Here is a 13,000-nt window from a genome sequence, read left to right as displayed (position 1 = left end):
TATGATCCCGAGGTACCCAATGGATACTGCCCCCGCTCCGACGCTGGTCGAGAGCTACCTGCATCAGTGCCCGGCCCGCGAGATCTTCGCCGTGCTCGCCGACAAATGGGTCCTGCTGGTGCTGGTTGTCCTGCGCGACAGCAAGACCCCCGTCCGCTTCAACGACCTGCGCCGCCGCCTCGACGGCATCACTCAGAAGATGCTCACCCGCACCCTGCGCAATCTCGAACGCGAGGGCCTCGTCCACCGAGCCGTCTATCCGACCGTCCCGCCCAAGGTCGAATACTCTCTGACCGCCCTCGGCGAAAGCCTCGGCGCGATCAGCCAGGCCCTCGGCAATTGGTCGGACGAGCACCAACACCAAATCCTCGCCGCCCGAGCGGCTTTCGATGCCCGGCCGGCCCCGGAACCGCTCGGTCTGTAAACCCCGCTGCGACCTGTCCAGTGAGCTCAAGACCTACCCAGGTTTTCTCGTGAGTAGTGCTGGGCGCGTCGTGTGCCGTACCCGGCTTTAGTTATCGGTCAGGTGCATAACATCGAGTTCCAGCGTGGTCATCTGGCCATGGTTGCGTCACAAGCGCTTTGAACAAAGGCTGCGGAGTGCGCTGGCCGACCGTTGCTGCGCGTGAATTGTGCAGCGGCGCATGGAATTGCTAGCAGTTTCGTGCGCGGCGCGAGGTTTCGTGCGCGGCGGGCAGGAAGGGGCGAGGGCTGGGTGATCCATACGAACGGTCGTGCGGTGTGGGGGTGGGGCGGGTTTGGTGGTGGGCGGGGTGGGTAGGCAACATAGAGAGGGGCATGGTGGTCGGTCACGACTGCGGCACGGCTGGGATCGATTCGTAGACCCGAGTTGATCATGCGGCCTAACATTTAGTTTGCTTGCCTACCCACCATCTCGAAGGGGTGGAGCTCATGAGAAGAGTCATCCGATATCTGTTTCTAATGATCTTGATCGCGGTAATGGCCGTGTTCTGGTCGGGAACGGCGACAGCGACGCTGATCGGGAATACCACGACAACCAGTCCGGTCGAATCGATCGGGCCCGCGAACGGGCAGATGGTGGGCGTGGCCCATCCGGTGACCGTTCGATTCGCGACAGCGGTCGCCGATCGCGCGAAAGCCGAGCGAAGTATCGATATCCGCACCACGCAACCGTTGACCGGGACGTTCGCGTGGACCAACGACCGAGAGGCGGTGTGGACGCCGACCGGCTTCCTGCCCGCCAATGCCAGGATCACCGTCGGCGTGGGTAATGCCCGCACCGAATTCGACACCAACGCAGGCGTTTACGGTGACGGCGACATGTCGGCGCACACGTTCACGCTGACCGTCGGCGGCATCCCGCGGACGATGCCCGCCTCGTACGGCAAGCCGAAGTACCCGACCCCGTCGGGCACCTTCCCCGTGCTGGAGAAGGCACGCAATGTCGTGTTCGACTCACGCACCATCGGCATACCGCTGAGCTCGCCCGAGGGCTATGTGATCAACGGTGAATTCGCCGAACGCCTCACCTGGGGCGGCGTGTACATTCACTCGGCGCCGTGGTCGGTCGAGGAACAGGGCAACACGAATGTCAGCCACGGCTGCCTCAACCTGTCCCCGGAAAACGCCGAATGGGTTTACAACGTCATCAATGTCGGTGATCCGGTCACGCTGCACTGGTAATCGCATCGCACCTGCGCGACCCTGCGCGCCGCTTCGGCGGTCCGCGGGTCGCCCACGGCTCCCGCTCATGACATGATCGAGCGAATGGGACGCTAGGTCTCAATTGCTGGATCTGCCAGGAGCTGAGAGATGACGACCGCACCACGCTCGGATATCGAATTCCAGTCCGACGGCACCACGGTCCGGGGCTGGCTGTACCGGCCGGCGAGCACCGCGGGCGCGGTCCCGGTCGTGGTCATGGCACACGGACTCGGCGCCGTGAAGGAAATGCGCCTGGACGCCTTCGCCGAGCAGTTCGCCGCCGCAGGCATCGCCGCGGTGGTCTTCGACTATCGGCATTTCGGCGCCAGCGACGGCGAACCGCGGCAGCTGTTGAGCATCGGTCGTCAGCTCGCCGATTGGTCGGCGGCGATCGACTACGCCGCCCGGCTCGACGGTGTCGACTCGTCTCGAATCGCTTTGTTCGGAACGTCTTTCAGCGGCGGGCACGTGCTGCGGGTGGCCGCGCAGGACCGCCGGGTCGCGGCGGTCGTCTCGCAATGCCCGTTCACCGACGGGCTCGCCTCGGCGCCGACCGTCGGCTTCCGGCCGCTGCTCGGCATCGCTGCCCGCGCGCTCGCGGACGTGGCCGGCGCGGCTTTGCGCAGGCCGCCGGTCACCGTCGCGCTCACGGGCCTGCCGGGCGAGACCGCCTTGATGAACGCACCGGACGCGGCCCCCGGCTACAACGGGTTGGTGCCACCGACGTTCAATCACCCCAACGCCGTCGCGTCCCGGATCGGCCTGACCCTTCCCCTCTACCGCCCAGGCCGCAGCCTGCGGAAGATCGACGTCCCGGTCTTCCTCGGCGTCTGCCTGAAAGACACCGTCGCCCCGCCGCGCCAGACCCTGCGTTACGCGGCGGCCGCCGGATCCAACGTCGAGGTGCACGAGTATCCGGCCGGCCATTTCGACATCTATGTCTCCCCCGATTTCGACAAGGTGGTGGCCGACGAGACCGCCTTCCTCGTCGAACACCTGCGGCCCTAGGCCGCTTCGATCAAGGTGTCGTCACGGGAAAGCAGTGCGGCATAACGTCCGTCGAGTTCCATCAGCTCGTCGTGTGATCCGCTCTCGACGATGCGTCCCTGGTCGAGCACGACGATCTGATCGGCGTCGCGGATGGTCGACAACCGGTGCGCGATGGTGATCGTGGTCCGGTCGACCGACAGCGCGTCGATCGCCTGCTGCACCTCTTGCTCGGTGCGGGTGTCCAGCGCGCTGGTCGCCTCGTCCAGCACCAGGATGGGCGGATTACGCAGCACCGCACGGGCAACCGCGAGCCGCTGCTTCTCGCCACCGGAGAACCGGTAGCCACGCTCGCCCACGAGCGTGTCGTAGCCGTCGGGCAGGCTCATGATGTGGTCGTGGATCTGCGCGGCGCGCGCCGCGTCGTGCAGTTCCCGTTCCGTCGCATCGGGTTTCGCGAAACGCAGGTTGTCGGCGACCGTGGCGTGGAACAGGTAGGTCTCCTGCGACACCACACCGACGGCGGCGGCGAGATCGGCAAAGGACAAGTCGCGCACGTCTTTACCGTCGATGGCGATCCGTCCGGAGGTCACGTCGTAGAGCCGAGCGGCCAGATAACCGAGAGTGGTCTTACCGGAACCGGTTTCGCCGACGATGGCCAGACTCGACCCGGCGGGCACCGTGATGTCGATGTCGCTCAGCACCTCTCGGTTCCCCGATCCATACGAGAACCCGACATGATCGAATCGCACCGCACCCGTGACCTCACCGAGCGGCACCGGCTCGACCGGCTCCTCGATATCCGGCTTCAGGTCCAGGTATTCGAAGATCCGGCCGAACAACGCCATCGAGCTCTGCACCTCGACACCGGTCGAGAGCAACTGCACCATCGGCCGCAGCAGCGTGGTCTGCAACGTGGTGAACGCGACCAGGGTGCCGATCGACACCAGCGGCTGCCCGCCGGTCGCGCTGAGCCCGGCTGCCCAATAGATGACGGCAGGCATGGCAGACATGACGATCGTGATGGTCGACTGCCGCCACCGTCCGGCCATGCTCGCGCGCACCTCCAGATCGACCAGCCCGCGCGATTCCCGCACGAAACTGTCGACCAGCGCGGGCGAACGACCCATCGTGCGGCCGAGCAGGATGCCGCTCACCGAGAGCGACTCCTCCACGATCGCCGACATGCCGGCCAGCTTCTCCTGCCGCTGACCGGTGATCTTGCGCCGCTCGCTGCCGACGCGGCGGCTGATCCAGACGAAAAACGGCAGCATGACCAGCGAGACCAGGGTCAATCGCCAGTCCAGCACGAGCATCGCGGTCACCGCGGCGAGCACGGTGGTGAAGTTCGAGACCAGCGACGTCGCGGTGGAGGTGACGGTCGACTGCATGCCGCCGATGTCGTTGGCGATGCGCGACTGCACCTCACCGGTGCGGGTCTTGGTGAAGAAGGACAACGGCATTCGCTGCAGTTGCGCGTACACCGCGGACCGCAGGTCGTGCATGACGTCCTGGCCGACGGTGGTCGAGATGTAGGTCTGGAGCACGCCGAACACACTGGTCAGCGCGGCGACCGCGATCATGCCCGCGGCGAGCAGGGTGAGCAGGCCGGTGCGCCCGTGCGGGAGCGCGTCGTCGAGCACCGCGCGCAGCATGAACGGCGAGGCCAGGGCGACGACCGAGGAGAGACAAACAAGGGCGGCCACGAGGGCCAGCCGGGCCCGATAGGGCCGGAACAGCCGGACGATCCGGCGGAGCTGATGTGGGGGCTGCATAGGCGCCTCCTTCCGAGAAGCTAACTCATGAAACTGAGCATGACTCATAATTGTTCCCGAAACAATGAGTTATGCTCAGAAACATGGAGTCCGTCGACACCGACCTGCCCGAACTGTTCCTGCGCGCGGCCAAACGGATCCGGCGCAACCAGGTCGGCCGGCTCGCCCCGCTGGGTCTCACCCCGGCCCAGGCGCGTGCGTTGCGCATCATCGCGCACCAGGACGAACCCCTGCGGATGACCGCGCTCGCCGAACGACTCGGCATCGTGCCCCGCTCGGCCACCACCGTCGTCGACGCCCTCACCGCCGCCGACCTGGTCACCCGCGCGCCCGACCCGGCCAACCGCCGCGCCACCCTGGTCACCCTGACCGAATCCGGCCGCGCCACCCTGGCCCGGATGGCCGATGCGCGCCGCGAGGCCGCCGAGGAACTCTTCGCCACCCTCACCGCCGACCAACGCGAAACCCTGCGAGACCTGCTGGCCACCCTCGATTCGACTACCGGATAGCACAATCCGGACTTACCGGCCGGTATCCCCCGCGCGTACACCATTGTCAGCAACCGGGCAGTATTCTGCCCGGAGCGACAGCGAGTCGGCTGGACATACGCGTCCGCACGTTGCTGCATTTCGGGAACGGTGCGGATAACCTGGCGATATGACCTGACGAAGGTGGGGCGATGGATCGACCGGAGATGGGCTCACAGCCCGGATACGACTATGGGCGGGGGCCGCAGATGATGAATCGTGGTGTGCCGGAACAGCGGTACACACCGGAGCAACGGTATGCACCGGAGGAACGGTATCGGGGCGAGTACGCCGATTGGGTCGACCAGATGCCGGAGCACGAACCGGAACCGGAGTACGCACCGGACCACTTCGAGGACGAGTTCAGCGGACTGATCGATCGGTCCAAGCGCAACCGTTCGGCCCGCCGCTGGGTGGTGCCGCTGCTCGGCGTGCTCGGCGCGGCCGCGGTGGCGGCCGCCGCCTTCGTGTTCTTCGCCGGCGGCGACGAACCCACCTCGGTGGCGACCAGCACGCCGCGGATCGCCGACCCGGCCGCCTCCGCCGCCGCGCAGTGCACGTCGGAGAAGGTCGGCAACCGGATCAAGGGCAACGACGCGGGCAACTTCGACTCCGGGCCCGGCGCGATCTTCGCCTTCCAGCACGCGTACTACGTCACCCGCTCCGGCGACGAGGTCCGCGCCGCGACCACCCCGGACGCGGCGGTGGAGCCGGCCGACGCCATCCAGCGCGGCATCGACAGCATTCCGGCGGGCACCACCTACTGCGTCGCGATCACCCCCGGCGCGTTCGCCGGCCAGTACATGGTGGTCGTCACCGAGAACCGCCCCGGCCGCGCGCCGGTCACCTACAACCCGCAGCTCGTCACCACCACCAAGGACGACGGCCGGACCCTGATCAGCGCCATCAGCCCCGGCCAGTAGTCCTGCGGCTCAGGCGAACTCGTACTTGGCGACGACGTCCTCGTCGAGTTCGATGCCGAGCCCCGGCCGCTGCGGCACCTGCACCTGATTGGACCCGTAGGTCAACCGGGTCTCCGGCGTGAGCAGCTGTTCGAAGTTGTAGATGCCCTTCTCCAGCGCGAAGTATTCGACCACCAGCGTGTTCGCCACCGCGCCGCACAGGTGCACGTGCAGGTTGTGATGCCAGTGCGGCGCCATCTGCAGGCCGAACGCGTCGGCGGCGTGCGCGACCCGCAGCCATTCGGTGACCCCGCCGACCACCCCGGCGTCGGCCTGCAGGATCGAGGCCGCGCCCGCCTCGATGAGCTGCCGGAATTCCCAACGCGTCTGGTGGATTTCGCCGGTGGCGACCGGCGTGCGGATCTGCAGGGCGAGTTCGCCGTGCCCGGCGATCGCGTCCGGCGAGAGCGGTTCCTCGAACCACCACAGCTCCCGGTCACCGGCCGCGCGCTCGAACGCCTCGATGGCGCGGCGCGCTTCGTGCACCGAGCGGTAGGCGTTGTTGGCGTCGAGCGCGAGCCGGCCGGTGTCGCCGATCGCCTCGATCGCGGCCGCCACCCGGCGCGCGTCCTCGGCCACGCTCAGGCCGCCGACCTTGATCTTGTGATCGGTAAAGCCTTGTCCGGCATTGAATTCGATCTCTTTGCGCACGGCCACGGTCCACTCGCCCTCGTCCGGCCGGTAGTAGCCGCCGGACGCGTAGGCGGGCAGCGGGGTGGTCGAGCCGCCGAGCAGGCTGGCCAGGGGTAGCCCGGCCCGTTTCGCGCGCAGGTCCCACAGCGCGATGTCGATGGCCGACAGGGCCCGCAGCACGGCGCCGCGGCGGCCCGCGAGCAGCGCCTCCTGGTAGGCCAGGCTCCACAGTCCGTACACGTCGTTGTGGTCGGCGCCGAGATAGACCGGCGCGAGCACGTCGTCGACCGCGCACTTGGTCAGCGCGCCGCCGCTGGTGCCGGCGTAGGTGTAGCCGAGGCCGGTCGCACCGGTGTCGTCGGTGACCTCGACCAGGACGTAGTGCCGATCGGTCAAGTCGCGGTTGGACATTCGGGTCGGCTTGTCGACCGGGATGCCGACCACGCGGGCTGAGATTCGGGTGATGGTCATCGACTGCTCCTCGCGGATGGGGCGGTGCGTACCGCCTGGATGTTGGCGAATTCCGTGGCGCCGTAGCTGCTCAGCTCGCGGCCGTGCCCGCTGGCTTTGACCCCGCCGACGGGCAGGCGCGGGTCGGATTCGGAGATGCGGTTGACGAAGACGGAGCCGGCCGCGACATTGGCCGCGAGTTGCTCGACCCGGCCGAGGTCACGACCCCAGATCGAGCAGCTCAGGCCGTAGGCGGAGGCGTTGGCGGCGGTCAGGGCGGCGGCCGCCGAGCCGACCGGCAGCAGCGCGCCGAGCGGGCCGAACGTTTCCTCCTGGAACGCAACGGAATACGTGTCGGGCACCTCGACGATGGTCGGCGTGAACCACGCGCCCGGACCGGAATCGCCTGCGCCGCCGACCAATACCTCGGCGCCGGCGGCGACCGTCGCGTGCAGCTGCCTGCGCAACTCGTCGCGCAGATCGGCGCGCGCCATCGGGCCGATATCGGTGCCCGGCAAGGCCGGATCGCCGACGACCAGCTTGCCGAGTTCGGCCACCATCGCCTCGGCGAACTCGGGAAAGATGTTCCGCTCGACGATGATTCGCTTCGCGGCGATACAGCTCTGCCCGGCATTGAGGAACCGGGAACGCACGGCGGCGGCGGCCGCGTCGCCCACCTCGGCATCGGACAGCACGATGAACGGATCGGACCCGCCGAGTTCCAGCACCACCTTCTTGACCGCGCGACCGGCCCGGGCCCCGACGATCGCCCCGACCCGGTTGCTGCCGGTGAACGCCACCGCCGCGATCCGCGGATCATCGATCAGCGGCCCGATCCGATCCGGCGGCAACAGCACGGTGGTCAGCACGCCCGTGCCGCACACCTCGTCGAACAGCCGCTGCACGGCCAGCGCGCAGCCGGTGACATTGTCGGCGTGCTTGAGCAGCACCGTGTTCCCGATCGCGATCGCGGGCAGCATCGACCGGAACACCTGCCAGAACGGATAGTTCCACGGCATGATCGCCAGAACGACGCCGAGCGGCCGGGTTCGGATCTGCCCGCCGTCGGGGAAGACGTCGACCGCTTGCGGCGCAACGAGATCCGCGACGCGATCGGCGTAGTAGTCACAGGTGAGCGCGCACTTCTCGATCTCGGCGATCGCCTGGCCGATCGGCTTGCCCATCTCGGTGGTGATCAGCGCCGCCAGTGTCGGCGAGTCCGAGCGCAGCCGGGCGGCCAGCAGCCGCAGCCGATCGGCACGGTCCGCGAACGGCTCGTCGACCGCCCGGCGGGCAGCGGCGACGGCCCGGTTCAACAGCGCCGACAGCTGATGATCGGGAGTGAAAGAGTATGTCTCGATAGGACTTCCGTCGACCGGGTTGATCGTGGTGATCATCGGCCCGCCTGCACCGTGGATCGCGCGGCCAGCCAGTCCTGGAAGCGCCGGCCGAGGATCACCGGGTTCTCCAGCAGCTTCGGCACGCCGGTGGCGTTGCCCACCGCGATGCGCACATGCAGGAACACCGGGCCGTCGAGGGCCAGCACCTCGGTCAACCGTTCTCCGAGTTCTTCCGGGTCGGCCGCGCGCCGCACGGTCCAGCCTGCCGCGGCAGCCAACTCGCCCAGGTCGATTCGCGAACCGTAGGTCGGCAGGTTCGCGGTAGCGCCGTACACGCCGTTGTCCAGCAGCACCATCACCAGCTTCGCCGGCCGCAGAAAGCCCGCTGTCGGAAGCACATTCGGGTTCATCAGCAGCGACCCGTCGCCCTCGATCGCCACCACCTTCGGCACGTCGGTGTCCGCGATCCCCAGCGCGACCCCGGTGGCCACCGAACCGGCCAGCCCCATCGCGTCGAGCAGATACAGGTTGTTCGGGCGGTCCGCCACCGCCGCCAGCTCCCGGCTGGACGCGGCACAGGTCACCACCACCGGCAGATCGGTCGTGTGGGTGGCGATGATGCGCAGTGCGTCGATGCGTTTCACGATCAAGCCGCCTTACCGTCGGTCGCCCAGAAGTGCGCGAGCACCACCACCGGGCGGAAAGTCATGCGGGCGTGCACCCCGGCCTCGGTCACCACCGATTCCCAGTCCTCGGGGCCGCTGCGCCGGTCGATCTGGAAGGTCTGGATGCCGAACTGGTCGAGCATGCGCGGCACGTGCTGGCTGAACGTGTGGATCATCGAGTTGTACTCGCCGAGCCCGCCGCGGGTGTTCGCGACGATCAGCATCGGCAGGTGGTAGGCCACGTTGAACGTGGTCAGCGCGGTCAGCGCATTGCCGAAACCGTTGTCCTGCATGACGATCGCGCCGAGCTTCCCGGTCAGCGGCAGCGCGCCGATCAGGCCGGCCGCCTCCTCTTCCCTGGAGAGCGGGAACACCCGCTCCGAGATGCCCGCCGCGCCGCCGCTGCTCTCCACCAGCGCCGTGATGACGGGCGCCACGCTGACCGATGGCACGTACCCGACCAGATCGACCTCCGCCGCCCAGATGCCTCTGGCGACGGACGTCGCATACGAGTTGGAATTCACCGAATGTCCCTTCGCCGGACCGGCTGCCGATCGCAGCCCCTTGGTGTCTGCAACATACTACTCATCGTTAGTAGCATGCAACACTCGAATATGAGTGACACCTGTCCAGTGTGGAACAGGACGGTCAGTAGGTGACTTGGTCGCCCTCGGGCACCGACACCGAGACCCAGCGCCGCCATTCCGCGACCAGGCCGCGGTTGTCGTCGCTGCTGTGCGCGACGAGCAGATCACCGGAACGCACCAGGTGCTTGCGCATCGCGCGCTCGGCGCCGACCCCGTCGCGCTTGCGCAGCGCGTCGATGATGTCCCAGTGGTCCTTCAGCGCGGTCTCCACCGGCTGGTAGCGCGGCACGCTGTGCCTGCCGTCGAGGGCCAGCGTCTGGCGCAGCTCGTTGACGAACTTGGCCAGCCGGCGATTGCCGCTGGCCTGCAGGATCAGTTCGTGCAGCCGCTCATCGGCGGCGAAGTATTCGGCGCCACCGTCGGCCGTGCGCTCCATGATCCGGTATTCGGTCAGCATGGCTTCGTCGTCGCGGCTGGTCATCACCGCGGCGGCGCTGCGGCAGGCCGGCGGTTCGAGCAGCACGCGCAGGCTGCACAGGTCGACGATGCCGCGACCGTCCTGCCCGAGCACCCGGGCGCCGCGGTTGCGTTCGATCTTGACCAGGCCCAGATCGGCCAGCTTCAGCAAGGCCTCCCGCACCGGCGTCCGCGAGGCCCCGAACCGTTCGCCCAGTTCCCGCGACGAGTAGAGGATGCCGCGCTCGAGCCGCCCTTGCCGGATCGCGTCCCGGATCTCGGCAGCGATCTGCTCGGACTTGCTGTCAACCGCGTCCTGCGACAAGGCACCTCTTCATGGAGCGAAGCAAACGGAAATCGCCCGTGGCACACCGACCTCGGGCGATTCCCCAGCATAGCCGCTCAGGGAGCGGGTACCGCCGCGGCGCGGCGGGCCCGCGTCCGCACGGCGATGGCGCCGACCACGACCAGCGCGCCGACGTTGGCCAAGATCATCACCGCGATCGCGAAGCTGGTGTGCCCGCCGGACGCGTCCTTGATCCAGCCGAACGCGTACGGGCTGACGAACCCGGCCGCGTTGCCGAGCGAGTTGATCAGCGCGATGCCGCTGGCCGCGCCCGCACCGGCCAGGTAGGCCGTGGGCACCGCCCAGAACAGCGGTTTCGCGGTCTGCGCGGCCATCGTCGCCACGGTGATCGCGGTGAACGCCAGCAGCGGCGAGCCGAGCGCGAACGCCGTCACGGTGAACGCGACCACCGAGATGGCCAGCGCGATCAGCACCGGCCGCGACGAACGGTCGTTGCGCACCAGCCGCCCGGTGATGTACATCCCGACCGCGGCGAGCAGGAACGGGATCGCCGAGAGCCAGCCGATCTGGAAGCTGGTCAGCCCGTGCCCGACCTCCTTGACCACCGACGGCATCCAGTAGGCCAGCGGATATGCCCCGCACAGCAGCAGGAAGTAGGCCAGGCACAGGGCGATCACCCGCTTGTCCCGCAGCGCCGCGAGGTGACCGGCCGGCGCGGTCTGCGCGCGTTCGGCGTTCTCCGCGTCCAGGGTCTCCTTCAACCACGCACGCTCGGTCTCGTCGAGCCACATCGCCTTTTCCGGCGATTCGGTGAGGAACAAGAAGAACACCACGCCGAGCACTATCGCGGGCACGCCGCCGACGATGAAGATCCAGCGCCAGCCGTCCATTCCGAGTGCACCGTCGAACGTGTCGAGGATCCATCCGTTGAGCGGACTGCCGAGCACGCTGGCCACCGGGATCGCCACCATCACCGTGGCAATCACCTTGGTGCGCTGGGCATTCGGGTACCACCGGGCAAGATAGACGATGATGCCGGGGAAGAAGCCCGCCTCCGCGACGCCGAGCAGGAAGCGCAGCACGTAGACCATCTCGACGCTGGTCGCGAACGCGGTCAGCGCGGCGATGATGCCCCAGGTGACCAGGATCCGGCTGAGCCAGATCCGGGCGCCCACCTTGGTCATGATGATGTTGCTCGGCACCTCGGCCAGCACGTATCCGACGAAGAAGATGCCGGCCACGAACCCGTACTGGGTCGCGCTCATGCCGAACGTCTCCTCCATCCCGAACTTGGCGAAGCTGACGTTGATCCGGTCGATATAGCTAACGATGTAGCCGATCACCAGCAACGGCACCACCCGGCGGGTGATCTTCCGGATTGCGTTCGCCTGCATAACTTCCCCCTCGGTACGGGGGATCGCACGGTCCATCTTCTTTCCTCCACAGCACAGAGCCACAAGCTGCGATGGCATGCCACCTAGATCAGTAACATGTCTCACTTGATGAGTGGCATGCTACTCATGCTGTGACCTGACGCACAAGAGTTTCGCAGACGCGACGAACGGAGATAGCCGAAATACGCTAGTTGCGGCGCGGGCCGGAAACAACGACGGCCGGTCCGGGGTCGCGATGCTGGCCCGGACCGGCCGTTGGCGTAGCGGAGCTGAACTCCGCGGATCGTCTAGTTCGCGGCTTTTTCCGCGGCGACGACGACGTGCCGCATGAGCAGAGCCGTGGTGACGGGACCGATCCCGCCGGGGACCGGGCTCAGCGCGGCGGCCTTGCCGCGTACCGAATCGGCATCGACGTCGCCGACGATGCTGCCGTCCGCGGCCTCGTTGGTGCCGACATCGACGACGACCGCGCCTTCGCGCACATGCTTGCCGGTGACCAGGCCGATGCGGCCCGCCGCGGCGACGACGACATCCGCGGCCGACGTGACGGCGGGCAGGTCGGTGGTCCGCGAGTGACAGATTGTGACAGTGGCGTTTTCGGCGAGCAGCAGCTGCGCGAGCGGCTTGCCGACCACGTTGGACCGCCCGACGACCGCGACATGCCGACCGGACAGCGGAATCTCGTGCTGCTTCAGCAACTCGACCACCGCTTCGGACGTCGCGGCGACGAATCCGTCGAGCCCGGAGGCGAGCAGTCCGAGCGACAGCGGGCTCACACCGTCGACGTCCTTGGTCGCGGCGATCGCCGAGCTGACGTCTTCGAGGGTGATGCCGGCCGGCAGCGGCGTCTGCAACATGATGCCGTCGGTCGCGCGGTCCGCGCTGCGCGCCGCGAGTTCCGCGCGGATCGTGTCCACGCTCGCGTCGGCGCCGAGATCGACGGTGTCGCAAGCGATTCCGAGACGCTCGGCGGCCTTGCGCAGCGAGTTCACATACCAGGCGCTGGCCGGGTCGTCGTTGGCCACGATCAGGGCCAGGCGCGGCGCGGCGCCCGCCTCGGCGCGCGCGGCGGCACGTTGTTTGGTGTCGGCGTTGATGGCGGCGGCGAGTTCCTTGCCGGTCAGCGAAACGGTATCCACGTTGTCACACCTTATCGGGGCGGCCGCGCGACGCGGTGACCGCGCCCGACGAGCCGCGCCCGGTTTGTCCCGATGCCGCAAATAAGCCGCAG

Annotated in this window: 13 protein-coding genes; 5 read left to right on the top strand and 8 right to left on the bottom strand. The window is 67.8% G+C overall.

The annotated features are described in order from the left end of the window. Window positions 1-19 precede the first annotated feature (19 nt). The 3 genes from F3087_RS25230 (at window position 20) to F3087_RS25220 (ending at window position 2,694) form a co-directional block, all read left to right on the top strand. A complete protein-coding gene (locus F3087_RS25230; protein WP_150404512.1) occupies window positions 20-424 on the top strand; it encodes a winged helix-turn-helix transcriptional regulator in 405 nt (134 codons plus the stop codon). Window positions 425-912: 488 nt separating this feature from the next. After that, window positions 913-1,665, top strand: a complete 753-nt coding sequence (locus F3087_RS25225; RefSeq protein ID WP_150404511.1) for a L,D-transpeptidase — start codon at window positions 913-915, stop codon at window positions 1,663-1,665. A 129-nt stretch (window positions 1,666-1,794) separates the two neighbouring features. Beyond that, a complete protein-coding gene (locus F3087_RS25220) occupies window positions 1,795-2,694 on the top strand; it encodes an alpha/beta hydrolase (protein WP_150404510.1) in 900 nt (299 codons plus the stop codon). Here the strand turns inward: F3087_RS25220 and F3087_RS25215 are convergent. Next, on the bottom strand, window positions 2,691-4,448 hold the full coding sequence (locus F3087_RS25215) for an ABC transporter ATP-binding protein (RefSeq protein WP_223885320.1): 1,758 nt from the start codon (window positions 4,446-4,448) through the stop codon (window positions 2,691-2,693). The two genes, F3087_RS25220 and F3087_RS25215, sit on opposite strands and share 4 nt — an antisense overlap. An 83-nt stretch (window positions 4,449-4,531) precedes the next feature. Between F3087_RS25215 and F3087_RS25210 the strand changes: the two genes are divergently transcribed. Together F3087_RS25210 and F3087_RS25205 are read left to right on the top strand one after the other, a co-directional pair. Then, complete coding sequence (locus F3087_RS25210; RefSeq protein WP_150404508.1) at window positions 4,532-4,957, top strand: MarR family winged helix-turn-helix transcriptional regulator; 426 nt, start codon at window positions 4,532-4,534, stop codon at window positions 4,955-4,957. 170 nt (window positions 4,958-5,127) lie between these two features. Then, window positions 5,128-5,898: a hypothetical protein gene (locus tag F3087_RS25205; RefSeq protein WP_150404507.1), complete on the top strand. Its 771-nt coding sequence runs from the start codon at window positions 5,128-5,130 to the stop codon at window positions 5,896-5,898. Window positions 5,899-5,907: 9 nt separating this feature from the next. On the opposite strand, the gene F3087_RS25200 is transcribed toward F3087_RS25205, so the two are convergent. The 7 genes from F3087_RS25200 to F3087_RS25170 form a co-directional block, all read right to left on the bottom strand. After that, window positions 5,908-7,041 (bottom strand): mandelate racemase/muconate lactonizing enzyme family protein, encoded by a 1,134-nt coding sequence (locus F3087_RS25200; protein ID WP_150404506.1) that lies wholly within the window; start codon window positions 7,039-7,041, stop codon window positions 5,908-5,910. Beyond that, window positions 7,038-8,417: an aldehyde dehydrogenase family protein gene (locus tag F3087_RS25195; protein WP_150404505.1), complete on the bottom strand. Its 1,380-nt coding sequence runs from the start codon at window positions 8,415-8,417 to the stop codon at window positions 7,038-7,040. The genes F3087_RS25200 and F3087_RS25195 overlap by 4 nt, the downstream gene beginning before the upstream one ends. Then, complete coding sequence (locus F3087_RS25190; protein WP_150404504.1) at window positions 8,414-9,004, bottom strand: thiamine pyrophosphate-dependent enzyme; 591 nt, start codon at window positions 9,002-9,004, stop codon at window positions 8,414-8,416. The genes F3087_RS25195 and F3087_RS25190 overlap by 4 nt, the downstream gene beginning before the upstream one ends. A 2-nt stretch (window positions 9,005-9,006) precedes the next feature. Next, window positions 9,007-9,549 (bottom strand): thiamine pyrophosphate-binding protein, encoded by a 543-nt coding sequence (locus tag F3087_RS25185; protein WP_150404503.1) that lies wholly within the window; start codon window positions 9,547-9,549, stop codon window positions 9,007-9,009. 124 nt (window positions 9,550-9,673) lie between these two features. Beyond that, window positions 9,674-10,393 carry a GntR family transcriptional regulator gene (locus F3087_RS25180; protein WP_150404502.1) on the bottom strand — a complete coding sequence of 240 codons (720 nt, stop codon included), beginning with the start codon at window positions 10,391-10,393 and terminating at the stop codon, window positions 9,674-9,676. Between the two features lie 77 nt (window positions 10,394-10,470). After that, on the bottom strand, window positions 10,471-11,769 hold the full coding sequence (locus F3087_RS25175) for an MFS transporter (protein WP_223885319.1): 1,299 nt from the start codon (window positions 11,767-11,769) through the stop codon (window positions 10,471-10,473). Window positions 11,770-12,056: 287 nt separating this feature from the next. Then, complete coding sequence (locus F3087_RS25170) at window positions 12,057-12,908, bottom strand: bifunctional 5,10-methylenetetrahydrofolate dehydrogenase/5,10-methenyltetrahydrofolate cyclohydrolase (RefSeq protein ID WP_150404500.1); 852 nt, start codon at window positions 12,906-12,908, stop codon at window positions 12,057-12,059. Window positions 12,909-13,000: the final 92 nt, after the last annotated feature.

The sequence above is a fragment of the Nocardia colli genome, assembly GCF_008704205.1.
Classification (GTDB): Bacteria; Actinomycetota; Actinomycetes; order Mycobacteriales; family Mycobacteriaceae; genus Nocardia; species Nocardia colli.
This window is presented reverse-complemented; position numbering and strand designations above follow the sequence as displayed.

Bases quoted from the DNA above. Each gene is read 5' to 3' on its own strand.
- F3087_RS25200 (WP_150404506.1), bottom strand. From the start codon at position 7,041: ATGACCATCACCCGAATCTCAGCCCGCGTGGTCGGCATCCCGGTCGAC.
- F3087_RS25220 (WP_150404510.1), top strand. From the start codon at position 1,795: ATGACGACCGCACCACGCTCGGATATCGAATTCCAGTCCGACGGCACC.
- F3087_RS25210 (WP_150404508.1), top strand. From the start codon at position 4,532: ATGGAGTCCGTCGACACCGACCTGCCCGAACTGTTCCTGCGCGCGGCC.
- F3087_RS25195 (WP_150404505.1), bottom strand. From the start codon at position 8,417: ATGATCACCACGATCAACCCGGTCGACGGAAGTCCTATCGAGACATAC.
- F3087_RS25175 (WP_223885319.1), bottom strand. From the start codon at position 11,769: ATGCAGGCGAACGCAATCCGGAAGATCACCCGCCGGGTGGTGCCGTTG.
- F3087_RS25205 (WP_150404507.1), top strand. From the start codon at position 5,128: ATGGATCGACCGGAGATGGGCTCACAGCCCGGATACGACTATGGGCGG.
- F3087_RS25230 (WP_150404512.1), top strand. From the start codon at position 20: ATGGATACTGCCCCCGCTCCGACGCTGGTCGAGAGCTACCTGCATCAG.
- F3087_RS25225 (WP_150404511.1), top strand. From the start codon at position 913: ATGAGAAGAGTCATCCGATATCTGTTTCTAATGATCTTGATCGCGGTA.
- F3087_RS25215 (WP_223885320.1), bottom strand. From the start codon at position 4,448: ATGCAGCCCCCACATCAGCTCCGCCGGATCGTCCGGCTGTTCCGGCCC.